25 protein-coding genes are annotated in these 24,829 nt (G+C 44.5%); 13 read left to right on the forward strand and 12 right to left on the reverse strand.

Features of this window, described 5'->3' with window-relative positions; translation table 11 throughout:
• Nucleotides 1–90: 90 nt before the first annotated feature.
• The 4 genes from SNR28_RS07710 (at nt 91) to SNR28_RS07725 (ending at nt 2,355) form a co-directional block, all read left to right on the forward strand.
• A complete protein-coding gene (locus SNR28_RS07710) occupies nt 91–732 on the forward strand; it encodes an esterase/lipase family protein (protein WP_375748628.1) in 642 nt (213 codons plus the stop codon).
• Nucleotides 725–979 carry a DUF1496 domain-containing protein gene (locus tag SNR28_RS07715; protein WP_375748629.1) on the forward strand — a complete coding sequence of 85 codons (255 nt, stop codon included), beginning with the start codon at nt 725–727 and terminating at the stop codon, nt 977–979. The genes SNR28_RS07710 and SNR28_RS07715 overlap by 8 nt, the downstream gene beginning before the upstream one ends.
• 164 nt (nt 980–1,143) lie before the next feature.
• Nucleotides 1,144–1,302 (forward strand): hypothetical protein, encoded by a 159-nt coding sequence (locus SNR28_RS07720; protein WP_375748630.1) that lies wholly within the window; start codon nt 1,144–1,146, stop codon nt 1,300–1,302.
• A 285-nt stretch (nt 1,303–1,587) separates the two neighbouring features.
• The gene (locus SNR28_RS07725; RefSeq protein WP_375748631.1) at nt 1,588–2,355 is read left to right on the forward strand and encodes a GNAT family N-acetyltransferase; all 768 of its coding nucleotides are present in this window, start codon (nt 1,588–1,590) and stop codon (nt 2,353–2,355) included.
• A 51-nt stretch (nt 2,356–2,406) separates the two neighbouring features.
• Here the strand turns inward: SNR28_RS07725 and SNR28_RS07730 are convergent, their stop codons facing one another.
• Complete coding sequence (locus tag SNR28_RS07730) at nt 2,407–2,982, reverse strand: class I SAM-dependent DNA methyltransferase (RefSeq protein WP_375748632.1); 576 nt, start codon at nt 2,980–2,982, stop codon at nt 2,407–2,409.
• Between the two features lie 199 nt (nt 2,983–3,181).
• Between SNR28_RS07730 and SNR28_RS07735 the strand changes: the two genes are divergently transcribed.
• Nucleotides 3,182–4,060 (forward strand): LysR family transcriptional regulator, encoded by an 879-nt coding sequence (locus tag SNR28_RS07735; RefSeq protein ID WP_375748633.1) that lies wholly within the window; start codon nt 3,182–3,184, stop codon nt 4,058–4,060.
• Nucleotides 4,061–4,244: 184 nt separating this feature from the next.
• Complete coding sequence (locus SNR28_RS07740) at nt 4,245–5,141, forward strand: cation transporter (protein ID WP_375748634.1); 897 nt, start codon at nt 4,245–4,247, stop codon at nt 5,139–5,141.
• An 87-nt stretch (nt 5,142–5,228) separates the two neighbouring features.
• Here SNR28_RS07740 and SNR28_RS07745 read toward each other — a convergent pair whose 3' ends face one another.
• On the reverse strand, nt 5,229–5,717 hold the full coding sequence (locus SNR28_RS07745; RefSeq protein WP_375748635.1) for a DUF2850 domain-containing protein: 489 nt from the start codon (nt 5,715–5,717) through the stop codon (nt 5,229–5,231).
• 163 nt (nt 5,718–5,880) lie between these two features.
• On the opposite strand from SNR28_RS07745, the gene SNR28_RS07750 reads away from it, so the two are divergent.
• Nucleotides 5,881–6,633 carry an alpha/beta fold hydrolase gene (locus SNR28_RS07750; RefSeq protein WP_375748636.1) on the forward strand — a complete coding sequence of 251 codons (753 nt, stop codon included), beginning with the start codon at nt 5,881–5,883 and terminating at the stop codon, nt 6,631–6,633.
• Nucleotides 6,634–6,680: 47 nt separating this feature from the next.
• Here the strand turns inward: SNR28_RS07750 and SNR28_RS07755 are convergent, their stop codons facing one another.
• The 4 genes from SNR28_RS07755 to SNR28_RS07770 form a co-directional block, all read right to left on the reverse strand.
• Complete coding sequence (locus tag SNR28_RS07755; protein WP_375748637.1) at nt 6,681–7,775, reverse strand: ABC transporter ATP-binding protein; 1,095 nt, start codon at nt 7,773–7,775, stop codon at nt 6,681–6,683.
• Between the two features lie 23 nt (nt 7,776–7,798).
• Nucleotides 7,799–8,968 (reverse strand): carbohydrate ABC transporter permease, encoded by a 1,170-nt coding sequence (locus SNR28_RS07760; protein WP_375748638.1) that lies wholly within the window; start codon nt 8,966–8,968, stop codon nt 7,799–7,801.
• A complete protein-coding gene (locus SNR28_RS07765) occupies nt 8,969–9,979 on the reverse strand; it encodes a carbohydrate ABC transporter permease (RefSeq protein ID WP_375748639.1) in 1,011 nt (336 codons plus the stop codon).
• Between the two features lie 93 nt (nt 9,980–10,072).
• Nucleotides 10,073–11,422 carry an ABC transporter substrate-binding protein gene (locus tag SNR28_RS07770; RefSeq protein ID WP_375748640.1) on the reverse strand — a complete coding sequence of 450 codons (1,350 nt, stop codon included), beginning with the start codon at nt 11,420–11,422 and terminating at the stop codon, nt 10,073–10,075.
• Between the two features lie 284 nt (nt 11,423–11,706).
• On the opposite strand from SNR28_RS07770, the gene SNR28_RS07775 reads away from it, so the two are divergent.
• The 4 genes from SNR28_RS07775 (at nt 11,707) to SNR28_RS07790 (ending at nt 16,511) form a co-directional block, all read left to right on the forward strand.
• A complete protein-coding gene (locus SNR28_RS07775) occupies nt 11,707–12,744 on the forward strand; it encodes a LacI family DNA-binding transcriptional regulator (RefSeq protein WP_375748641.1) in 1,038 nt (345 codons plus the stop codon).
• A 55-nt stretch (nt 12,745–12,799) separates the two neighbouring features.
• Nucleotides 12,800–14,485 (forward strand): alpha-glucosidase, encoded by a 1,686-nt coding sequence (locus SNR28_RS07780; RefSeq protein WP_375748642.1) that lies wholly within the window; start codon nt 12,800–12,802, stop codon nt 14,483–14,485.
• Between the two features lie 99 nt (nt 14,486–14,584).
• Nucleotides 14,585–15,589 (forward strand): endonuclease/exonuclease/phosphatase family protein, encoded by a 1,005-nt coding sequence (locus tag SNR28_RS07785; RefSeq protein WP_375748643.1) that lies wholly within the window; start codon nt 14,585–14,587, stop codon nt 15,587–15,589.
• Nucleotides 15,590–15,770: 181 nt separating this feature from the next.
• Nucleotides 15,771–16,511 (forward strand): PilZ domain-containing protein, encoded by a 741-nt coding sequence (locus SNR28_RS07790; protein ID WP_375749917.1) that lies wholly within the window; start codon nt 15,771–15,773, stop codon nt 16,509–16,511.
• A gap of 88 nt (nt 16,512–16,599) precedes the next feature.
• On the opposite strand, the gene SNR28_RS07795 is transcribed toward SNR28_RS07790, so the two are convergent.
• Nucleotides 16,600–18,960: a Lon protease family protein gene (locus tag SNR28_RS07795; RefSeq protein ID WP_375748644.1), complete on the reverse strand. Its 2,361-nt coding sequence runs from the start codon at nt 18,958–18,960 to the stop codon at nt 16,600–16,602.
• 281 nt (nt 18,961–19,241) lie between these two features.
• Between SNR28_RS07795 and SNR28_RS07800 the strand changes: the two genes are divergently transcribed.
• Both SNR28_RS07800 and SNR28_RS07805 read left to right on the forward strand, forming a co-directional pair.
• Nucleotides 19,242–20,393 (forward strand): diguanylate cyclase domain-containing protein, encoded by a 1,152-nt coding sequence (locus SNR28_RS07800; RefSeq protein ID WP_375748645.1) that lies wholly within the window; start codon nt 19,242–19,244, stop codon nt 20,391–20,393.
• A gap of 179 nt (nt 20,394–20,572) precedes the next feature.
• Nucleotides 20,573–21,601 carry an HD-GYP domain-containing protein gene (locus tag SNR28_RS07805; RefSeq protein ID WP_375748646.1) on the forward strand — a complete coding sequence of 343 codons (1,029 nt, stop codon included), beginning with the start codon at nt 20,573–20,575 and terminating at the stop codon, nt 21,599–21,601.
• Between the two features lie 26 nt (nt 21,602–21,627).
• On the opposite strand, the gene SNR28_RS07810 is transcribed toward SNR28_RS07805, so the two are convergent.
• From SNR28_RS07810 to napG, 5 genes are all read right to left on the reverse strand, one after another.
• Nucleotides 21,628–21,972, reverse strand: coding sequence for a hypothetical protein (locus tag SNR28_RS07810; RefSeq protein WP_375748647.1), 345 nt, complete (start codon nt 21,970–21,972; stop codon nt 21,628–21,630).
• 167 nt (nt 21,973–22,139) lie between these two features.
• A complete protein-coding gene (gene napC / locus SNR28_RS07815) occupies nt 22,140–22,721 on the reverse strand; it encodes a cytochrome c-type protein NapC (protein ID WP_375748648.1) in 582 nt (193 codons plus the stop codon).
• A 9-nt stretch (nt 22,722–22,730) separates the two neighbouring features.
• Nucleotides 22,731–23,165, reverse strand: coding sequence for a nitrate reductase cytochrome c-type subunit (locus SNR28_RS07820; protein ID WP_375748649.1), 435 nt, complete (start codon nt 23,163–23,165; stop codon nt 22,731–22,733).
• The gene (gene napH, locus SNR28_RS07825; protein ID WP_375748650.1) at nt 23,155–24,030 is read right to left on the reverse strand and encodes a quinol dehydrogenase ferredoxin subunit NapH; all 876 of its coding nucleotides are present in this window, start codon (nt 24,028–24,030) and stop codon (nt 23,155–23,157) included. The genes SNR28_RS07820 and napH overlap by 11 nt, the downstream gene beginning before the upstream one ends.
• Entirely contained in the window at nt 24,027–24,809 is a 783-nt protein-coding gene (gene napG / locus SNR28_RS07830; protein ID WP_375748651.1) for a ferredoxin-type protein NapG, read from the reverse strand. The genes napH and napG overlap by 4 nt, the downstream gene beginning before the upstream one ends.
• Between the last annotated feature and the right edge of the window lie 20 nt (nt 24,810–24,829).

Here is a 24,829-nt window from a genome sequence, read left to right on the forward strand (position 1 = left end):
GCATTCGTACCACAATTTGGTCGTTGGCAATTGTACCAACCTGATTTACAAATATAATAATTTAATAATGACGTTGTAGGGAGGAGTAGCATGAAGATTGTAATTTTACATGGTTTGTATATGCACGGTGTCGTCATGCTTCCACTAAGTAAAAAGCTACAGACCCTTGGTTACGAGACACAAATCATTAGTTACAACACGTTATCTATCAATGAAGATATCTTGTTTCAGGATATTGATGACGCCCTCGAGGATTCAGAGAACGTACTTCTGGGCCATAGCCTTGGTGGCATTATGATCAAACGCTATCTGGCATCTCGAAAACCATCGGTTGAAAAAATATCCCATGCGATTGTTCTCGCTTCTCCTATCAAGGGAGCATCCATTGCAGAGAAGATACAGGGGCTTGGACTGGGTGCCATGTTAGGAAATTCTGTCGATCATGGACTAGAGCTTCATGAAGACAAGTGGGATTTCCCGCAGCTACTAGGGTGTATAACCGGAAATGTCTCAGCCGGAATCAGGCCAATCCTGATAGGAAATGACAGTTGTGACGGTACTGTCACTGTTGATGAGACAAAAATCGAAGGCATGGCGGATCATATAGAAACAAAAAACAGCCACACCAGTATTTTGTTTAGCTCACGGGCCCTCAAGCAGATCGATTACTTTATTAAAAATGGACACTTTAGATCTAAGAAAACAAGTGGAAAGGTAGGTCAATATGACTAAATATATCGCCCTTTTGTTAGCACTTCCTTTGGTTGCTACCGCTAAATCCTACTCAACACCGGAAAAAGCTATCGTACTCGGTGGTAACGATATTGGAAAACGAGTTTGTTATTACGAGGATAAAGCCTACTCCGAAGGGGCTGTGTTAAGAATAGGCGAGCAGTATATTATCTGCGGTAAAGCAAATAGCTTTGAAACCAATGGGCAACTCAAGTGGGTTCGCTTGGAAAACAAACCGAAGAAATAGTTACAACCGGTTTTTAAACAATAAGTTATCATCGTTTAATAAATCTAATGTAATATTATTTTCATTTTTGTAATTTTATTACCACATAAACATTGACATTGGTCACAATTACGGCAATAATTGTGACCAAGATTTAAAAACAACCGTCAAAAAGAGGTAATAAAATGAGCTCAATCCTAGCATCTCAAGTAGAAGTAACTGAAACTAAAGAAGTTGTAAAAACACCACTAAAAGAAACACTAGCTGATCTTGCTGCTATGTTCTCTATGTACGCTGTAACAGCAACTATCGTTCTACTGCTAAGCCTTCAGTGGGTAGCGTAAAACTCGAACGTTTTCTGAAACCCATATGTGACTCCATCTGGATTTGAATGAATCAACTGTCATTTAAGCACTCACATGGATAGGGTTTTATCAAACTAGATATAAACTGTCTTCCTTATACAAGCTGGATTACTTCCCGATCAGGGAAAACTCAAAAGAATAGCCAGCTGTTATTTATCACTCCATTCTTAATCACTCAAAACATACCTTCCCAGACACACAAACGCTCCAATCTGTTATAGTTTCCGCTACTCTGTTTAAATCTATAAAGAGAATGAGGGAACATTGGATATCCAAAAGATAATTGAAGAGTACAATCAATTCGAACGTATCGGAGAAAATGTACCTGGCTGTCAAAAATTTCAGGATGAGCAGGTTGTTAAAATTGTTTCTCCGGGCAAGCATGGTAGTTACATCAACTATTTTTGTCTTAATGCTGCTCAGGCGGATACTCGAATAAAGCAAGAAATAGACTTCTTTACCAATCTCGACAAAAGTTTTGAGTGGAAAGTTTACGACACAGATTATCCGTCAGACATGGGTGAAAGGCTTGTTCAATTAGGCTTTGTCGCCGGAGAAAAAGAGTCTTTCATGGTGTTTGATATCGAAAAGCACTACCACCGTTTTGCAAACCACCAGCCAGCATGTACTAAAGTCACTTCTGTTGAGCAGATCAAAGACACAATGAGTATCCACCCAAAGGTTTGGGGCGGTGATTTCACGCATCAGGAACAGGCACTGATAAATCAGTTCACTGAAGATCCTGACTCTGTTTCCATTTATAACGCTTATGCAGATGGCAAAACCGTCTCATCAGCCCGAATCACCTTTAATGGCAACAGCCCATTTGCAGGTCTTTGGGGCGGTTCGACTCTGGAGGAGTATCGAGGAAAAGGCCATTACACTGACCTGTTGGCGGCCAGAGTGTTAGAAGCCAAAAAAAGAGGCATCAAATACTTAATTATTGATGCCTCCGATATGAGTCGTCCAATTGTGGAAAAGTATGGATTTGAGTTTGTTACCTATACAACGCCGTATGAGTATGAAGTTTAAATCTCTTAAGTCTCAGACAATAGGCTAGCCGATTTCAGACTACTTAGTCTGTTACTTTTCACCAACTCCCATAACAACTGACATTCGTCCCTGTTCGGTATCAACTTCGAACGGGACAGATACGGTAACGGTATCGAAACCAGCATTTACCAGTACACGCTCAACCGAAGCTTCTGTCAGCCCCTCTTCCCCGTCTTCAGCAAGCCAGTCCCAATGAACAAACACACCTTCTTCCTCAAGAAGTGTATAAATGATCTGAGCCGCTGTATCAAAATCTTCAAGGAAACCACAAACCGATGAAGCAACAACACAATCGAACTGACCACGAAATGCAGGGTGCTGTGCAACCAAACCACGACTCAGGTGATCAACTACAGGCTCTACATTTTCTAATAGCTTTTTATCCAGCTCTTCAATCATCGCTTCGGATGCATCCAGAGCCACAACATCTTTCGCAAATGGTGCAATTTCTTCGGTTAACAGACCGGTACCACATCCAAAGTCAAACACTCGCTTGCCCTTCAGATTGATAATTTTCTCAAGCTCTTTAAATGCCAGCTCGGAATAGTTACGGACTGATTTATCATTTTCCCATTCCGTAGCAAACTTATCCCAATCGTGTGCCATTCGGCCTCCGTTCATACATCCCTATCTGCGCCCATGTTAAACAAAATATCTCTTGGCTTCACGAAAAATTCTCTTAATTTAGCAATAGAGCTCACGACTTTTCTCATAATTGGCTATGACTTAGCCAGTCTGGACTTAAATGTGTAAGGTATGCACAATATTGAGCATAGCTAAAAGTAACCTTCTCTCAGGTAGAACTATGAACCTCTCCCATATTGAAGCTTTTTGTACCGTTGCCGATCTTGGTTCGGTATCAGAAGCAGCAAGACAGTTGGAATGCAACCGTACAAAGCTCAGTATGGCGATCAAAGCCTTGGAGAAAGAGCTGGATATCGAACTCTTTGTACGAACAGGCAACAATGTTTCTCTGTCAGAAGCAGGAAAAGCCATATACAAAGACTGCGAGAGCCTGTTGGTGACCGCAGACAGAATTAAGCAGACGTGCAGCCATGTCTCCGGAGAGTTCAACGCGGAGATTTGGATTGCACGTGATGACTCGTTGCCGGATTCACTTTGGCAAGATTTGGCGCACAAACTGAACAATAAGTATCCCGCGACTTCATTTAATATCGTCCTGGCTTCAAGTGGGGATCTCTCCAATCTGGTGGAAACAAAACAGGTCGATTTTGCTTTCGGTGTAGACTACGAACGACTCGATGATCCACGTATAAATTACAACCCTTTAGGCAAAATCCGCATGATGTCAGTATGTCGCTCAGGAAGCCCGCTAGCAAAACTCGGAAGAGTGTCAGACGAAACCTTGCGTAACGCAATGCAAGCGTCAATGGCCTACCTGAACGAAAAAGATAACCCAGAGCTACAACCCTTCTCACATAAGTACATCGGCTTTTCCAGTTTTGACTATATGCTGAACACTATCTTGCAGGAAGATGCCTGGGGCGTAATGCCCGAACCATTAATCCGCCACCTATTGAGAAAAGAAGAGATTGCCGTGATCAAACATACTTACGGACTAACTCAGGAGGACTACTGTATGTTCAGTGCGGCAGGCATGGTGGAACACCCTGGAATGACGTGGTTAAACGATAAGCTTAGCGATTACCTGTTCGACTTTTAATGAACACATTATCAATACTCACTCAGTGTCAATTTATATGACACTCAATATTGTTATTACCCTATTGAAAAAGAACACATTTTTCATAAGACACAAATGTAATCCATTTCAATACATCAACTATTGTTTGTAAAACACTCACAAGTATCAAAGAATGGTTCTGTGTTTGTTACCGGATTATTTTATGTGTGCCAGAGTCAGTAAGAATGAAAACCGAGTGTTAGCCTTTTCAGCCCTTTTAGCATCAGGGTTTGCTATTGGTGGTCTCATCCTTGGTTTACTAGTCGGCTCTCTGGTCATCATCTTCGATGGCGTCTACTCTACCGTGAGTTTACTGTTAACTTTATTGTCACTGGCAGTATCAAAGTACATTCAAACGCCTTCAAAAAGTATTTTCCCTTTTGGCAAGGCCATCTTAGAACCCGTCGTCATCGCGATAAAAGCGACGGTTATATTGGGCGTTGTCGGTTATTCTCTGCATTCAGCGATTATTGCTATGTTCAATGGCGGTCGAGATGTTGACGTCTCAATCGCAACCTTGTTCGGCATTGTGAACGTGTTAGGTTGTGGTTACGCCTGGTGGTACATAGCGAATAAGAGTAAATCTTTCTCGTCAGGATTGATCGAAGCGGAAGCTAAGCAGTGGCAGATGGATACGTTATTGAGTGTTGCCGTTACTCTGGGCTTCGTCACCGCGTGGTTTGTGACCCTAACACCCTGGGCGAGCCTGTCAGTTTACGCTGATCCTTTGATGATGTGTTTGATGTCAGGTTATTTCATAAAGGTTCCTTTCGACATGCTTAAAGAAGCACTGCGCGAACTGTTAATGATGAGCCCGGATGAAGATATTCGCAATCAGGTGAACGAAGGGATAGAGGCGGTAGACCGCAAAGCGAGTCAGAAAATTGCGCTGGCAGGTGTCACCAAGATTGGTCGCGAATTAAGAGTCGATGTGGATATAAAAACTGATGCCAGTGCCATCATCGCAGTTGATGATATCGAGCAAACTCGCCGCTCAATAACTCACAAGCTTTCTGCACTGCCGTTTGATCTACAACTTAACCTGAGTATCGCTAGGTAATCAAATTTACCACTAATACCAAATTACCTATCGCCTATCGCCTATCGCCTATCGCCTATCGCCTATCGCCTATCGCCTATCGCCAGCTTATTTTTGTTGAAAATGCTCAGCAAGTGAAACGCGTCGGGCCGGGCCAACACCTTTGTCTTTAGGCACAGTATGTTCATAGCCTTCTTTGATAAATGAAGCCGCATGACCACCACCGGTGATTCTTCTCAGGCGTTCGTCGTTGTCCCCGAAAACCTGATACTCATAGAGCATGTCGCTCTGATAGAACGAAACCGTCGCACCATCAAACTCAAAGCTGGTCGCAACAAAGCGGTTATCAATCCTTACACCATCTTCCCTAAGAACGAAGATATCGGTCGCATGAGAGGGAGCGCCAATCTCTGTCCACTGGCCGTAGACACGTCTTTTATCCGTATACTTAGCGTAACTTTCAACTGAGACGTATGTAAGAGTGATAAGGGTAATCGAGATCAGGAAATACCACAGATACCTGCCATAAGGAACGGGCTTATTCAATCCGGTAAGCTTGTTGTCATCCGACCCTTTAAATGAACGTGAATCTGCCATACTTCCTCAGAAATAAAAATGTGATACTGATATCCTAGCTTAGCTTTAGCTGACAAAACAATAATTAGGCACGACTTAAACGATCTCCTGCTCCTTTTTCTGACAAGCCATCACAAACTGAGCTATAAAAATTAGAGTAAAAGTGTAAATAGAGAGTCATCGCATGGAAGAAAAACATCCTATTCTGCTTATCCGAGGGCTCCTTCGCGAAGAGCGTCATTGGGGTAAGTTTCCTGACTTTATGCAAACACGCTTCCCCGACAGACCGATATTAACGCTTTCTCTGGCCGGAACGGGTGTCAGACATCAGCAAGTCTCTCCAAACACCATATCCGCAATGACCGAAGATCTGCGTACAGAGTTGAGCAGAAAACACCCTCAATACTCGAAGATAAACATTCTGGGAATCTCTATGGGAGGAATGATCGCCATTGACTGGGCTGCACGTTATCCGGAACAACTCAATAAAGTGATATTGATGAATACCAGCACCCGAGAGTTTGGAAGGGTGTATGAGCGATTACGCTGGCAAGCTTACGGCAATTTTGTGAAGTCTCTATTTTCAGACACTTACGGTCAGGAAGCAGAAACACTTAAGCTGCTTTCTAACCGCCCTTTCAATCAAACACTTGCAGACGAGTGGGGACGATTGAGGCTGGAGTGCCCCATGTCAGGTAAAACTATGATCAACCAGCTACTTGCCAGTGCGCGATTCCATATAACTGAACAACCTAAAGTACCGACACTCGTCATGACCTCACTACAAGATAAAATGGTTTCCCCTAAATGCAGTTACAGGCTCGCAGAGGCATGGAACCTGAGAATAGAAAAGCACCCGACAGCCGGGCACGATATCTCTATTGATGATCCTGAGTGGGTTTGTGAAGTAACAAAAGAGTTTCTGGATAGGAAATAAAAGAGCCCCCAGCGATTGGAGGCTCAGATTCGTGATAAATGCCTTAGCTAGTCCATATGCTTAACTGAAATATCATCCTGATTAAACAGATGCAACTTCTCAGGTGATGCCTTCAGGTGGACCATCTCACCTTTGTGAAGATCCACAATACCCGGGATCTTCGCTACTATCGCTTCATCATGGTGAGGAACATCGATATGAAGTAACGTTACCTCGCCCAGAGACTCAACAAACAAGACTTTACCTGATAAATACGCTTCTGACTCTTCTGCAATCAGGAAGTCTTCCGGACGGATGCCTGCCTTGCCTTTAGTCCCCTTAAGTTGCTCAGGAACCGCAAACGGGAATGATGATTCAACACCATTTTCAAACTTGATATTGCCTTGCTCTCCCGCTTCTGTGATATCCACATCCATGATGTTCATTGCAGGTGAACCAATAAAACGCGCAACAAAGATATTTCTTGGATTGGTATACAACTCAAGCGGTGTACCTACCTGCTCAATATAACCTGCTGAAAGCACCACAATGCGGTCAGCAAGCGTCATCGCTTCCACCTGATCGTGTGTTACATAGATCATGGTGGTTTTGTCCATCTTCTCTTTCAGGTTAGCGATTTCAATACGCGTCTGAACACGAAGTGCTGCATCAAGGTTAGACAATGGCTCATCAAACAGGAACACTTTTGGATTACGAACAATCGCACGACCAATCGCCACACGCTGGCGCTGGCCACCAGAGAGCGCTTTTGGTAAGCGATCCAGATACGGTTCTAGTTGCAACATCGCTGCCGCTTCTCTGACTCGCTTGTCGATGTTTTCCTTTGACTCTTTAGCGATACGCATAGCAAACGCCATATTGTCATAAACCGTCATATGCGGGTAAAGCGCATAGGTCTGGAATACCATTGCGATACCACGCATTGCGGCAGGCATATCGTTAACGCGAACACCTTCGATTTCCAGATCACCGCTGGTGATATCTTCCAGACCCGCAATCATACGAAGCAGTGTTGATTTACCACAGCCTGATGGACCAACAAAGACAATAAATTCACCGATATCAATATCCAGATCGACACCGTGGATTACCTTAGTTTCACCGTAGGCTTTTTTAATATTTGTAAGCTTTAAACCTTTCATTGAATTCTTCTCTTGTTAATCCACTATTTAACCGAACCAGCTAACAGGCCACGGACCAGATAACGTTGCAGGCTAAAGAACACGCCTAGCGGTACCGCAATCGAAACAAATGCCGATGCTGTCAGGATTTCCCAGTTACCACCACGGGAGCCAAGCAGCTCTCTCAAACGCGCAGTCAGTACCATCTCGTTCTCACCAACACCAAGGAATACCGTTGCAACCAACAGGTCATTCCATACCCACAGGAACTGGAAGATGGCAAATGAAGCCAATGCAGGGAACGACAACGGCAGTACGATGCGTACAAAAATTTCAAAATGCGTTGCACCATCCACCTGAGCGGATTCAATGATCTCCTTCGGCAAGTTGGAGATATAGTTACGCAACAGATAGATCGCCAGTGGCAAACCGAAACCAGTGTGCGCGAGCCATATTCCGAGATAAGTCTTCGCACCGACACCGAAGAAAGATCCAATATCGTTGTATAAACGAAGCAACGGAATCAACGACATTTGGAGTGGCACAACGAGCAAACCAACCACCAGGGCTATCAGTAGTCCACGCCCCGGCATTCTCATCCAGGAAAGTGCATACGCCGCAAACGCAGCTATCAATATCGGGATAATAGTCGCTGGTATCGTTACCGTTAATGAGTTAACAAATGACTGACCAATACCCTCAGCCGTCAATACCTCTCGATAGTTATCCAGACTAAATCTAGGAGGCACTTCAGCGGTGTAGAAAATACGTTTACCCCGAGAGCCTTTAAATGGCTCCGGCGACGTCATTACGTAACTGCCGTCTTCCTGAACTGTGAGTGTCCCGCCTTTTCTCATTGGCGCGGTGTCACCGGGAGTAAATTCTGTCGGAGCTTTTGAAGACCAGCCAAACTGGATGACATCTACGTCAGCACCTACATCATCAACAATCTTACCTTCAAGGACATAGACACCATCCTTGTTAATTTGAGTGTCGGGGTGATCAGTACGGGTAATGATGTTCTGCTCAGAAGCAGATAACGCTGTCCACCAGCCTGATACCGCTAACTGTGACTTATCACGGAAAGACGAAATCAACAGACCAGCCGTTGGGAAGGTCCACATGATCACGATTAATAATACGGATGCATGCACCAGTAGCGTCAATGGAGAACGGCGCATTTTACTAAAGCTAAACTTAGCATCATCTGACATTTAGCGTCCCTCCATCTGTTTGTTTGCCTGACGAATATTCCAGATCATAACCGGAATAACTGCCACCATAATGATTACTGCAATCGCAGCACCGCGACCAAAGTCACCGCCCCCGCGGAACATCCAGTCAAACATCATGTTAGCCAGCACCTGCGTATTCCACTGACCATTGGTCATCGCAAGTACAATATCGAATACTTTCAGAACCGTAATGGTAATGGTTGTCCATACCACGGCTATGGTTCCCCAAATTTGAGGGATAAGAATCTTAAAGAAAATCTGGATACCGTTTGCACCATCCAGTACCGCTGCTTCGACGGTTTCTTCTGGGATACCACGAAGTGCGGCAGACAGAATCACCATGGCAAAACCGGTCTGAATCCAAATCAGGATCACCATAAGGAAGAAGTTGTTCCAGAAAGGAATGGTAATCCAAGCTTCAGGTGTACCACCAAAATACTCAACCAACGCGTTCAAAACACCAATCTGTTCTGTACCTTCTGTACGGTAGTCGTACACGAACTTCCAGATGATCGATGCACCAATGAATGAAATTGCCATCGGCATAAACACCAGACTCTTGGCGATATTGCCCCAGCTCACCTTGTCGGTCATGGCTGCGATTACTAATCCAAAGAAGGTAGAAGCCGCAGGCACTACAATCAGCCAAAGTAGGTTGTTAAACAGGGATTCCTGAAACTCTTTGTCGTTAAATAACCAGACATAGTTATCCAACCCGACAAACTCGATACCGTTTTTGTCATGCAGAGAAAGGATGAATGAGTCGAATACCGGATAGATCAGATAGAGTCCGAGGAAAGTCAAAGCCGGACCTAAAAACAACCATGGTCTTATCGCTGCAGCCCGGCTGATATTTTTCGCCATCTGCTCATTGGATACACCATGAGACGGGAAAATCAGCTTAAGAACCCAGTTACTACCCCAAAAGTAGATAACACAACCAGCGACACCGAGGAACACGATAAAAAGGGATGAATAGAGTTGTCCCATGTTAACCTCACATCAAAACACTTACGTAAGATAAAGCGTAGCGAATAAAAGCAAGGCCAGCAGTCGCCAGCCTTGCCTGTTTTACAGTTTTAGTTATTTAAGAGCATCCCAGGTCTTCTGGATCTGGTCTGTTACTTCTTTCGAAGAAGCACCATCAGCGTAGTTCACCATACCTGTCCAGAATGCACCTGCACCAATCTTACCTGGCATCAAGTCAGAGCCGTCGAAGCGGAACGTCGTTGCGTTAAGAAGGATTTGACCTTGTTTCTTCAACGTGTCATTCGCGTAAGCATCAACGTTTGCACCCTTGAACGGAGTCAGGAAGCCAGACTGAGCCATCCAAATTTCGTGAGCAATTGGAGACTGTAGGAACTTCATGAACTCGCGAGCTGCTGCTGAATCCTTAGTGATACTCCACATAGTACCCGCACCAAGAACTGGTTTACCCAGATCTTTAGACTCATACGCAGGGAAGTAGAAGAAGTCTGCATCTTCACCTAGCACAGTACCTTCTGGGAAGAACGAAGGAATGAATGAAGCCATACGGTGCATGTAACACTTAGCTGGAGAGCTGAACAGGCCTTTAGGGCTGTCACGGAAGTCTGTTGCTGCTACCGTACTGCGGCTACCTTCAACGTACTCGTCTTTGATAAACCAGCCAAACTCATCAATCGCTGCTTTCACTTTCGGGTCGTTAAACTTAAGTTCGTTAGAAACCCACTTATCGTAATCCTGAGGAGACTGAGTACGTAACATCATGTCCTCAACCCAGTCAGTTGCAGGCCAACCAGTCGCACCACCACTACCTAGACCAACACACCATGGGGTTTCGCCATCTTTAGCGATTTGTTCCGTCAGAGCTTTCAGCTCTTCCATTGTTTCAGGCACTTCGTAGCCTGCATCTTCAAAGTTTTCTGGCACATACCAAACCAGAGACTTCAGGTCCACTTTGTAGAAGAAACCATATAGCTGATCTTTACCTTTTTCATCAGCAAATGTACCCAGATCTACCCATGAAGAGCCCGCTGCGTAGTTTTCATTGATCCAGCCATTCCAGTCACTGCTCAGCGGAGTCAGGTAACCTTTAGCTGCCAGGTTTGCTGCAAGACCAGGTTGAGGGAAGATTGCGATGTTAGGCGCACTACCTGCCTGCACATCAATCGCGATTTGCTGTTCAAATGAATCAGAACCAGCATACTGAACATCAGCACCTGTCGCTTCTTCAAAGTAAGCAATCACACTTTCGATTAACGCTTTATCAGGACCAAGCCAAGGGCCAAACACAGTAATTGTTTCGCCTTTCAAATCCGTCTTCTTCAACATTTCATAGCTATCCCAGTTGAAGCGGCTATCTTCACCTGGTGCATACTTAAGGTCAGCGGCTAGAGCAGAGGTGGAGGAAATCGCAAGAGCAATAGCGCTGGTAAGTAGAGCTTTATTCATTGGTAGACTCCATGTATAGGGTACTTGTTTATTTTAATTCAGTTAGGATGTCTTATCCCACAGACTTAATCGGTTAAGTCCTTTTAATTACATTAGTAATAAAAACTAAATTTGACTAAAAAAGAATCAAGAGATGTGCTCTATATCAATAAAATAGACAACAAAGACTTAAATAAGTGAGTCACTTCAAACTCTCGTTTTTTTTTACTCTTAACCTGTTTCTCTTATCTTCTTAATCGTTCTAGAATTCCTAAATGGCTTAAGAGACGAGAAGAATTCCAGCAATGATCAATGAAAACAAAAAGCCAACATTAAAAGATGTCGCAGCCAAACTGGGGGTATCAACCGCTACGGTTTCGAACGCCTTTAACAGACCCGATCAACTCTCTGTAGCGCTTCGGGACAAGATACTGAAACAGTGTCATGAGCTGGGGTATACCGGACCTAGCCTGACGGCAAGAAGCCTGAGAACAGGAAAAACCGGAGTGATCGGTGTGTTACTGGCAGACAATCTTTCTTATAACTTTTCAGATCCGGTTGCCACCCGCTTTCTCGCAGGAATTTCCTCAACCCTCGATGCTCAACACGTCAATATGTTGCTGCTTCCTTCAAGCGCAGAGAACTACCAGAACACTCAGGTTGAAACCATACCAGACAGCTTTATTGTCTACGGCAAACCCGTCGATGCATCCGTTGTTGAAAGAATTCAAAGACAAGGTAAACCCTTAATCGCTGTCGACTTTAAGCTCGACGGTGCACCATCAATTAATGTGAACAACCGAGAAGCTTCATACGAAATCGCAAAGCATGCACTTCAGGATATTGAAGGAAAAGTACTCATACTTGGCCTCAAGCTAGAACCGTCTACAGCGATCACCTTACTCCACCATGATCGACTGTATAGCAGCGAAGAGTCGATTTCCCGCTGTCGCTTCGAAGGCTATAAAGATGCGATGGAAGAAGCAGGAATTGAGATTTCGTCTCAGGATGTCTGGCAGATCCACCAACTAGAGCCCGAAGCATTAAAAACCGTATTAAGAGGCGCGCTAACAGCACCTGACAAAGTGGGAGCTATGCTCTGCATGAGCGACAAAATTGCTTTAGCCGCACTGGAAGTAACTCGCGAGCTTGGAATCAAAGTACCAGAAGAGCTGCGAGTTGTTGGTTTCGATAATATTCCGGATGCCGCGACTCATGAGCTAACGACGGTAAATCAGCCGCTCACTGAAAAAGGCCGGATTGCCGCGCAAATGGCTTTGGGGTTAGTTCCTTACGAATCGATTGAATTAAGCTCTGAACTAATAATCAGAAAAACAACTTAACTACACGCAGTTTTACTAAACTTTATAGACCGCTTTTGCCAACAGGAGCACTCAAATGAGTAACGAACAACTGGAACGACGTTGGTGGCACAACGCTGTTGTATATCAAATTTATCCTCGCAGCTTTAATGACTCAAACGGTGATGGTATCGGTGATATTCCCGGTATTATTGAGAAGCTTGATCATATCAAAGGCTTGGGAGCTAACGTTATCTGGTTAAGTCCGGTATATCAGTCACCTATGGATGATAACGGTTACGACATCTCCGATTACTACGAAATTGCTCCTGAATTCGGCACCATGGATGACATGGACGAACTGATTAAGCAGGCAAACGCGCGTGGTATAAAGATTGTGATGGACCTGGTAGTCAACCATACCTCTGATGAGCACCCATGGTTTAAAGAGTCCAAGAAGGGTAAAGACAATCCTAAACGCGACTGGTACATCTGGAAAGATCCGAAAGAAGATGGCGGCGAACCCAATAACTGGGAGTCATTCTTTAAACCTAAGGCCTGGACCCTGGATGAGGAATCAGGGCAGTACTACCTGCACCTGTTTAGCAATAAACAACCCGATTTGAACTGGGCAAACCCGGAAGTTCGTGAAGCCGTTTACGAAATGATGCATTTCTGGCTGAAGAAAGGTCTGGGCGGGTTCCGTATGGATGTAATCAATATGATTGGTAAACCATCGGATTACCCTGACGCTTCTATTTTTGATGAAGGTGTTGCAGGTTGGGAGCATTGGGCTAACAACATGCTTTGTCACCAATACCTGCGCGAGATGAATGAGAAGGTACTCTCACACTACGATGTGCTTACGGTAGGTGAAACGCCATTTACCAATACTATGGATGGGCGCTTCTACTCAGATCCTGGCCGTAAAGAGATCAGCATGATCTTCCAGTTTGAGCATGTCAGCATCGACCGTGAAGAGCACAATGCGGTGCGTAAGCCATTTGATTTGGTTCAATACAAATCCATCATGGCAAAATGGCAGAATGACTTGTACCAAAAAGGCTGGAACAGCGTTTACTGGAGCAACCACGATCAACCACGTACTGTTTCCCGCTACGGTAACGATAGCGAGCAATACCGCGTTATCAGTGCAAAAATGTTGGGGACCGTTCTGCATATGATGAGTGGTACACCATACATCTATCAGGGTGAAGAGCTGGGTATGACCAATAAGCACTTCAACAAGATTGAGGAGTTCAATGACCTGATGGCGAAGTTCCATTATCAGAAAATGATGGACAGGGGTATCGAACCAGCAGAAGCGATCGATTTCCTGAACTACTTCTCTCGTGACCATGCCCGTGTACCGGTTCATTGGGACGATTCAGACAATGCCGGTTTTACGACTGGTACTCCTTGGTTGCCAGTGAATCCAAACTACACCTCTATCAATGCTGAACAGGCAGTAGCAGATAAGGATTCAATTTATCACCACTACAAAAAGCTTATTGAGTTGCGTCAGGGTGATGAGTATGGGGATGTTGTTGTATACGGTAAGCATCAGTTGCTCGATCCACAGGATGCAGACGTATACGCGTATCTGCGTTTCTATGATGGTAAGACCCTATTGATCGCCGCTAACTTCAGCGGTCAGGATCAAAGTAGAACCTATGATCACCAGTTGAAGAAAGTCGTTTTGAACAACTATTCTGACGAGATCTCCGATGTTCGTGAACTAACTCTTAAGCCTTATCAGGCATGTATTTTTGAGATAGAGTAGTCAGTCGTCTCTTTTGAGTAGAACTGGGGAGCGACTGCTCCCCTTTTTACTTTTTGGCGGATTGATTTATTCTTAATAAAAAAGACAACCGCGAAAAGCATGCGAACAGACCTGAAAATCACAACATTTAATCTGCTCAATTACCTAGAACCGCCTAATGCCTATTATGAGTTAGAAAACATCTATACCAACGAGCAGTGGCAGAAAAAGCAAAAGTGGATAACGGATATGCTGAAAGAAGCAGACTCTGATGTTGTCTGTTTTCAGGAAGTTTTTTCACCCGACTCTCTAAAGCAGCTGATGTTAAAAAGCGGCTATGATTATTTTAGTGTCATTGATGCTCCTACCAACGAAGAGAGTTACCTCTATTCTGATCCTGTACTCGCTATCGCATCCCGGTTTCCTATTCGTCGGACAGTGGAAGTAAAGCCCAATGAAAAACTGGCTGCTAGTGTTCCCTTCTCAGAACCCTTCGCATTTAGCAGAAAGCCCATCCATGCCACCCTGTATGTTGAAGGAACCGGAGAAATAGAGCTGATCAATGTGCACCTCAAATCTCAGCGAGCAAAAATGCCACAAGCCGTTGAAAGTGAAGAGATTGAAGCTTCTGGACATATGGCAGAATTGAAGTTTGGTCGTTGGCTATCAACGATCCAGAGAGGTTTTGAATCCCACTTTCTAAACCAGTACATTTGGCAACTCAAGCAACAGGATGGCAAGCCTTTCATTGTCGCGGGTGATTTTAATAAATCGATAGAAAGTGATGAAATCCGTGTGTTGCTTGATGAACTTGCTACAGATTCACATCATTCTGACTCACGAGCACCCCTGCTATTTGATTCCTGGAAGCTTTATTGCGGCCAATTTGGAAACGAAAAAGATTTCTTGCAGTGGTCTCGTAAACCAACCCACTATCATGGTGCCATTGGAAACACATTGGACTACATACTCTTGTCCGAAGAGTTCGACAGTAACAACAGCTTTGCTCGCTTCAATGTTGTGGACTACTCGGTTATCGACCAACACATCATTAACCCTCAGTTTGAACTTGATCGTTTGTCCAGTGATCACGCGGTAGTTACGGTGACGATAGAGCTTCGCTAAGCCCATCAATTCAAAGGGTTATGCAACTAATTTAATGGATAACGCTCATAATTTGGCAATTACTATTTCATTCACTAGATTTAAGGAATAGAATTCAGTAAATAAGAGCTATACTAAATAGCCTAATAAAAACAAAAAATAATAGGATATAAACACTCAAGGAGTTGGCAGTATGAGTGCAATGGCTATGTCGGCCTCAATGGCAAAGCAGAGGGTGAAATCAATGGTTCAGGAAAGAACCACAGAATCGACGATAAATAGTACAGATGCAATTGATATGATGAGCCATGGAAGTGAACTCACTATCAATATAACGACACCTGTTGGCATCAAGTACATGGGTAAAGCGAAACTAATCGGTACCCACACAGACAACCTCATCTTAATTGAGCCACCAGAAATTTCGGACGATGACTTCGAATACTTCTTTCAGGAAGGCTTCTGGATCAATGTGCGCGCAATTTCCCATAAAGGTGAAGGTGCGATAATTCATTTTAAGAGCCAGATTGAACATATCACTCATGACCCTCTTAGAATGGTTATGATCAACATCCCAGGCATGATGAAGATCAACCAGCTTCGTAAAGAGCCAAGGTACGACGTGAATCTGGCTGCTCGCGCTCAGGTTGGGCAATGTAAAATTGAATGTGAGATTCGTGACCTTTCCAAAGGTGGTTGCCGCTTTATCACAAGCTCTCTGGCAAACAGCTTCAACATTGGTGACGATGTGCAACTGGAGATTGTGACTCACAGTAAGGCCAGAGTTAAGCTCCTGCCACTGACAGGGAACATCTGTAACCTTCAGGGCTCAATACACTACGCTAAATACGGTATTAAGTTTGATGAAGAAGGTATGGGCAATGTAAAAGCGCTGCTTACTCACCTTAAATTTGACGGTACCAAGCTGGCACTAAAAATCTAAATATCTCGCAATAGAAAACTATTACCAGAAGGCCGCGATATTCGCGGCCTTTCTTATCTTTACATTTCCTGAACCTAATAAGGGAACATTACTTTCTTAGTGCATTTAACTTAGCTTGCGCGATACCAAAGATGGTATTAATCGGGTAACTCCCCTCCTCACTGACTTCTCCTGCCGGTTTACCAGTAAAGAGCTCAATCGCTTCCGATACATGATCAATCGCCCAGATATGGAACTCACCTTTTTCAACCGCTTTTACGATATCTTGCCTTAACATCAGGTTGTGCGCATTCGAACGAGGAATGATGACACCTTGTTCAGAGTGGCGACCCTTAATGGCACAAACATCAAAGAAGCCTTCAATTTTCTCGTTTACGCCACCTATAGGCTGAGCCTCACCAAACTGGTTCATGGACCCCGTAATCGCAATATCCTGCCGGTTTGGCTGTTTAGAGAAAGCGGATACCACAGCACACAACTCCGCCATGCTTGCACTATCGCCATCAACACCACCGTACGATTGCTCAAAAGTAATGTTCGTCGTTAATGGAATCTTGGCGGTTTTGCCAAACACAGAAGCAATATAGGAAGAGAGAATCATCACGCCTTTCGAGTGAATGCTTCCTCCCAAATCAACATTTCTTTCGATATCGATGATTTCACCGTCACCGTATGATGTTGTCGCAGTAATTCGGTTTGGTGCGCCAAACATATGATCACTGGTGCTCAGCACCGAAAGTGCATTTACCTGGCCGATGGCAGAACCAGAGGTATGGATAAGCGTCGTTCCGTTCACAAACGACTCCATTACGTTTTCCTGTAATCGATTTACCCGCATCTCTTGATTCTTAAGCGCCTGATCAACGTGGCTGGTTCGAATAAGATTAGAACGCGCATTCTTAGCGACATAGTTAGACTCACGCAACAGGTTAGCGATGTAAGCAGAGTGTAGAGACAGCTTCTTCTGGTCTCCGGCAATTCTGGAGCTATATTCGATGATTCTTGCGATTGCCTTTCTGTCACAATGCAGCATCTTGCTGTCATGAACGATGCTGGAAATAAAGCGCGCGTAGTTTAGCTCCGAGTCGTCATCGCGGTTCATCTCATCTTCAAAATCAGCCGTCACTCTGAATAGTTCACCAAACTCTGGATCATAATGCTGAAGCAGCTGATAAGTTCGATAATCTCCAAACAGAATGATTTTCACATTGAGTGGAATAGGTTCCGGATCCAGAGATACCGCCCCCGTTAAGGTTACTTCTTTTTCCAGAGAAGTCAGGCTCAATTGTCGTGAACGAAGAGCTCGTTTCAGGCCGTCCCAGACGTAAGGCTGTTCCAGTACCTTAATCGCATCGATCAGTAACACACCGCCATTGGCTTTGTGCAGGGCACCTGAACGAATGAGCGAGAAGTCGGTAAACACCGTTCCCTTGTAAGTCGCGGTTTCCGTATAGCCAAACAACGTATGGTAATTCGGACTCTCTTCAACCACGATAGGAAAGTTATCGGACTTCTGGCTTACCAGCACATTAACTTTGTAACGACGCGGCAGTTTCTTGTCCAGAGAAGCTGTTGCGATTTCTCCCTGCTCCCCGCCTTCCTCAAGAAATATTTCGACATTTTCAACGATGTCTTTTTGCAGCTCTGTCAGGTATTTCTTAATCTCGCCATACCCTATATAACTCTTCTTCAACTCTTTAAAGAAGTGAGTAATTACTTCGAGTGTAACCTCGTCATTTAGCCGCTGGATCTTTTCACTGTACGCTTCTTCCCATTCAGTAAGCTGCCGCACCATGGTCCTTAACTGGATTTCTAATGCGTCGATATTCTTACCAAAACGCTCCTGTTCTTTTTTAGGCAGCTCTTCGAAGCTCTCTTCTGTATGCTGCTCTTCTCCATTCATGGCAATAAACTGATAATCGCCCTGAGTGGTTAGAGTCAGGCTTATTCCCTTTTCTTTCGCTTCTTTACTGATCTCTTCCAGCTCAGTTTGCTGCTTCTGCGTCAATTGTCCTTTAAGCTTTTCCGCCCGGCTATAGTACATTTCATTATCGAAAGCTAACGGGATGGCTTTCACCAGCTTCACCATCAACTTCTCGATATCTTGTTTTAAGGTCGCCCCCATCCCCGCAGGCAACTTCAATACCTTGGGCGTTCGGATATCTTCAAAATTGGCGACATAACACCAATCATAAAGCGAGTCAGCCTCATACTGGTGCCTGCTCAGATATCGCAAAATCATTGTTCGTTTGCCCAGCCCATTACGGCCAATCGCATAAATGTTGTAGCCTTTTTCACGAATAGACATCGCAAACTCTACGGCTTTCTGGGCACGTTCCTGCCCAACTATTTCATCAATTGGCGAGAGCTCTTTAGTCGACTTGCATTCGAGCTTTTTAAGCTCTGCAACATGATAGAGGTCTTGAGAAGATAAAGGAGTTATTGGCATTGTTACCTCTGCATATGTTCGAAGCGCATACCATCAGTGTAGTTATATTTGCTTTAAATTTTAGTGATTTATGCAGTAATTGAGTCTGACTGTTCGAAAGATAACCAATAAGCTGAATCAAAATCGAATCCATCTGGCTGTTTGTCGAGTTCACAACCTGACTTTAGGGAAGCAATTAATATGAAACTTAGAACCCATATCACAAAATGCATATCACACTTGCAATACAATCCAACAGGTTTATTAATTCAGTAGCAAATTCAATTCGATAAAACAAAGAGATGCACGAGTTTTCCGGAAATCGACTAGCCGACATGGCTGATATCAATAGTCAGAGAAAAGGCAAGATAGTGAAACTATTCACTTTCACAACGATGCTTTTGCTCGCGTTTTTCGGCACCATTAATTTATCCAATGGGCATGATATTACTGCGTCTATAAACCTTATTGGTAGCTTTATCTGCCTGGTTAATTTATGGCAAATAAAGCGAAAAGCGAATCCATCTAACTCTTCTGCACTGCTTACCATTGCCCTGCTTTTACATGCAGTATTGAATCTGACTTACATTGACGGGAACGCTTCTCATATTTTTTGGGTTTTTCCCTTACTGGTTGCCATTATCTACCTGAACACTTTCAAGACTAGTCTGATTATCAGCATTGGCTATTGTTGGTTTACTGCGGTTTACATCACCATGGGAGATATTAGTACCGAACTCAACTTACATAGCCTTTCTGAAAATCGCCTTCTGGTCGCACTGGTTGTCACCTGTAGTATTGCACTGATATCCAACTACTATTTCTCAAAATCTCTCAGCTATATGCAAGAGCTCTATCGTTCTGGAATACAAGAACTGGCATACAGGGACAGACTTACCGGGCTTGCCAACCGTTGGACATTTGAAACCTGGGCTGAAAAAACACTAGAACAAAAAAGGTTCAGTGGAGACATAACAGCGCTGATATTTTTAGATATAGATAACTTCAAGACCATCAATGATACTCATGGCCATCATATCGGTGATCAGCTGCTAAAACACTTTGCTCAGAGATTATCAAACTGTATTCGTAGCGTTGATAGAGTCACAAATGAACATGAATACTCCATTGCGAGATACGCCGGAGATGAGTTTATGATTCTCCTTCACGATATTCCAAGCAAGAAAGATCTTCAGAATATCGTCCATCGAATCAATACGCTGTTCTCTCAGGACGCTCTAAAGGAAGACCAGGTTAGCGCCCTGACATTTAGTATCGGAATCTCCATATTCAGGGAAGATGCTGATAACCTTGATGATCTTATTCGTCACGCAGATCAAGCAATGTATCAGGCAAAACACACTGGAAAGGACAGCTATAGGTTCTACCAACCTTGTATCGAAACCTCCGCTCTGAACAATTCTGATAAAACACTCTCTCTTGAGCTCAGTTAAGAGACTCTGCCTCACTCCAAAGTCAGTCGCGTTTTTCAACTTAAAGATAGCTTTAACAAACGATTTGGCTATTATTAATTGATTCAAGCAATTAGAAATATCAGACCTTAACGCTCCTGCGCGGCGTTATTGATCGCTTTGTCTGGTACCAAATTCTGCTGGCATTTAAGGGATTAGCAATGACTGATAAAAAGTCCACTATACTCGTGGTTGATGACACTCCTGAAAACATTGATGTTCTTAGCGGAATTCTTAAAGATCAGTACCGGGTAAAAGCAGCATTAAACGGCAAAATTGCGCTTAAAATAGCAAAAACAACCCCCAAGCCTGACCTGATATTGCTTGATGTCATGATGCCGGAGATGGATGGCTATGAAGTGTGTGAGCGTCTGAAAAGCGATCCTGAAACCAGTAAAATCCCCATTGTTTTTGTTACCGCTAAATCCGAGATTTCCGATGAAGAGCGCGGCTTTGCTCTCGGTGCTTCTGACTACATCACCAAGCCTGTCAGCCCCCCTCTGGTACTTGCCAGAGTCAAATCACAACTCAGTCTGTATGACCAGTCCCGGCACCTTGAACAGTTGGTACAAGTCAGAACAGCAGAGCTAAATGAAACTCGTATCGAGATTATCCGTAGATTAGGTCGTGCAGCAGAATACAAAGACAATGAAACAGGCATGCATGTTATCCGAATGAGCAAATACACCAAGTTGCTTGCTGAAAAGATGTCCGATGACAAAGCCTGGATAGATCTTTTGTACAACGCGGCACCAATGCACGATATCGGGAAAATTGGTGTCCCCGACAAAGTACTTCTGAAGCCGGGCAAGCTCGATGATGAGGAGTGGGAGATAATGAGACGCCATTGCGAGTATGGCGCAGAAATCATCGGTGACCACCCATCGCCACTGCTTAATCTGGCTAAAGAAGTCGCGCAATATCATCATGAGAAGTGGAATGGCACCGGCTATCCGAATGGTATTTCAGGTCTGGATATTCCTATATCCGCGCGCATCGTAGCAATTGCCGATGTGTTTGACGCACTAACCAGTGAACGCCCGTATAAAAAAGGGTGGCCTGTCGAAAAAGCGGTACAGTTGCTAAAAGATGAAGCTGGAGAACACTTTGACCCGGAACTGGTCCCGTTGTTTATTGAATGCCTGCCTGAAGTGTTGAAAATTAAGGATGAGTATATTGATTCGGAGTAATGTTTAACTATTTTTATAGCTGAAAGTTAATTGCTTGGGAACATGAAAAGTATCCAGACCCAGAATGCACCTAAAACAATCGACCAGATGAGTACTCGCAAAAAAGTCAACTCGGGCAGTTTTCGTTTGGCAGGCTGATCTTGTGCCTCAGCATTCTGCTCTAACTGAGCTTGCAACTGCGCTCTTGCTTTCGCAATGGCTTCAGCACGCGCTTTCTGGGGATTTAATACCGCTTTGTAGAGCTCTCTTTGCTTTCTTCTCGCCTCGGCTTTATTGGCCGTATCAGAGTACTTCTTACGCTGATTGTTGGTAAGTTCAATATCAGGATTATATGGTTTCCCCGGATCGCTGTGCCTTCTCTGTAGCGCCATTAATACACTCCCTTCCACTCCCTTCCTATAAATTATAGTCCTAACCTGAACCACTCGTCATCTACTCCAGTTTGACTACGGGATATTGGATTAGTTTTCAATAAGGTATAAAAAAACACCCCATCGCGAGACAGGGTGTTTTCTAATAGAGATAATCAGTGCTTCGATTATAGCTCTTTGTTGATCACGTGCTCTTTAGGAAGCTTGTGTGCGATACCTTTGTGACAATCGATACAAGTCTGGCCTGCATCTTCTGCACGGTTGTGGATATCAGCAGCCACTGGCTTCTGCGATACGAAGTCCATGTATTCAAAGTTGTGACAGTTACGACACTCCTGTGAATCGTTGGCTTTCATACGGCTCCATTCACGCTGCGCCATCTCAAAGCGGTGCTCTTCAAACTTCTTAGCAGTGTCCACTTTACCAGTGATCTTACCCCAAAGCTCTCGGCTTGCCTGGATCTTACGCACCATCTTAGGTCCCCACTCTTTAGGTACGTGACAATCCGGACAGGTTGCACGCACACCAGAACGGTTAGCATAGTGAATAGTCGTGATGTACTCTTCGTACACGTTATTTTCCATCTCGTGACAGCCAATACAGAACTCTTCCTGGTTACTCATTTCCATACCGGTGTTAAAACCACCCCAGAAAATGATACCCGCAAAGAAACCGCCTACAAGAAGGGTACCTAACGCCAAATGACTCGGCTTTCTAAACCACGCCCAAAAGCGCTTTAATAGTCCCATAAGTCCCCCTTACTGGCCGAACTTACCAGCTGGTGTAAACTCGTTTACAACCAGTGGCTCTGCATCAACCTGAGTAACGTGACACTGTAGACAGAAGTAACGACGAGGCGCAACATCTGTAAGGATCTTATTATCGCGATCCATGTAGTGTGTTGGGCTTACGCGAGGAGCATTTGCCTTACGGTATGTGCTCACATCGTGACATTCCAGACAGCCATTATTACTTGGGTTAAGTTGAACCTGACCCGTTTCGTGTGGGATGAGTGGCGGTTGGTTTACATAATCCAGTGCCAGCATATCCTGACTCTTCGGCACTTTCTTAAGTACCGGTACTTCATTATTATCCGCTATTCCCTGAGCGCCCCGAAGTGATGTCACTTCAGCGATTGCTGCCGTACTTACTATTGCTGCCAGCAGCGCAGACACGACAAACTTAATCTTCATATTTAGCTCCAGTTCTTATTCTAAATTCGAATACTTTCTCAGCACAGACATCGATACAGCGACCGCAACTAATGCAATCCTGACTCATAACTTTTCTGTCCCCTTCCTTCAGTGGTTGTCTAAGGATTTTTGGTTCAGGACAGACGTTGTAACAGTCCATACAGTTATTACATTTTTCCCTGTCAGTCGCAGTTACTCTTAAAAAGCTGTAACGACCGATAGCACCATAGGTGGCCCCTAATGGACATAAGTGTCCGCACCAGCCATGCTCAACAAGAAGCAGGTCGATGAGGAATACCATCAAAATCAGCACCCAACCCGCACCAAACCCGAAGACTAATCCACGGTGAAGTGCAGCAACCGGATCCAGCCAGGTCCATAGCAGCGTGCCTGAAGCAGCACTACCAACCAGGATGGCCGCAAGTAGCCAGTAGCGTATCGATGAAGACCACTGATAACTTGCTTTTAGTCCGGTTTTTCGTCTGATCCATGCCGCTAAATCTGTCACAAGGTTTACAGGACAAATCCAGGCACAGAACATTCTTGGTCCGGCGATTGCGTAGAAACCTGCTACTACTAAGCCACCAATAATGGCTGTGGTTTCAGGCCAAAAGCCGGTTGCTAGGGTTTGCATCAGCAACAGAGGATCTGTCATCGGAATCGTTCCTAACAGCTCACTGGAAGAAAGATTTCCTGTCAAAATTCCCCATGTAGGCCCCATCATAAATGCGACTATCACCGAAACTTGCATCAGCCTGCGAAGGATCAGGAAGCGATTCGCGAACCATAGTCCGTTCGTCTTCGCTGACTCTTTACCGGCATCTTTTGCCAGATTCTTTTTCGCTTTTGGTTTTATTGCCATCATAAGCCTCCGTTCTTAACACCATCAGGGTTACCGAGAGGCGCTCGATTTGGTAAATCCAGCTGCTTAGGAATCAGGCTTTCGCCATGCTTCTCTTTCTCTTCCCAACCTAAACGATAGTGATGGCCAAGTTCGCCTCTCGCTAGTGCGGTAGGTACAACCTTAATCGCTGTCGTTTCAAGTACACACGCTTCTTCACATTTACCACAACCCGTACACTTATCAGTGACGACCGTTGGGATAAACATAGCGTGCACACCGGTACGCTGGTTTCGAATCGGCTCAAGAGTGATCGCTTCATCAATCAACGGGCAAACCCGGTAACAAACATCGCATCGCAGACCTTGCCAGTTCAGGCAGTTTTCGTGGTCAATAAGAACTGCCGTTCCCATTCTTGCTTCTGCAATATCTGTTAATGAATGATCAAGCGCACCGCTTGGGCAAACCGGCACACAAGGAATGTCATCACACATTTCACAAGGAATATCCCTTGCACTGAAATATGGCGTTCCCGTTGCTACCGGAGAAAGCATTGTTGCTAGTTTCAATGTGTCGTAAGGGCATGCCTGAACACACAGGCCACAACGCAGACAAGCGTTTAAAAACTCTTGCTCCGCCAGAGCACCCGGTGGACGAATAGGCACGCTACCCGTATCCGCCTTGCTCTGTTGTGTCTGTAGTCCAAGCACCGTCGCTGCGGCACCAACCCCAACCGCTGTACGAGCGGCGTCTCGCATAAAACGCCGCCTACTGGCAGATGGTAAAGAATGGTTAATTTTCATTCTTCACTCTCCATACGAGG

The organism is Vibrio iocasae (genome assembly GCF_042245395.1).
Taxonomy (GTDB): Bacteria; Pseudomonadota; Gammaproteobacteria; order Enterobacterales; family Vibrionaceae; genus Vibrio; species Vibrio iocasae.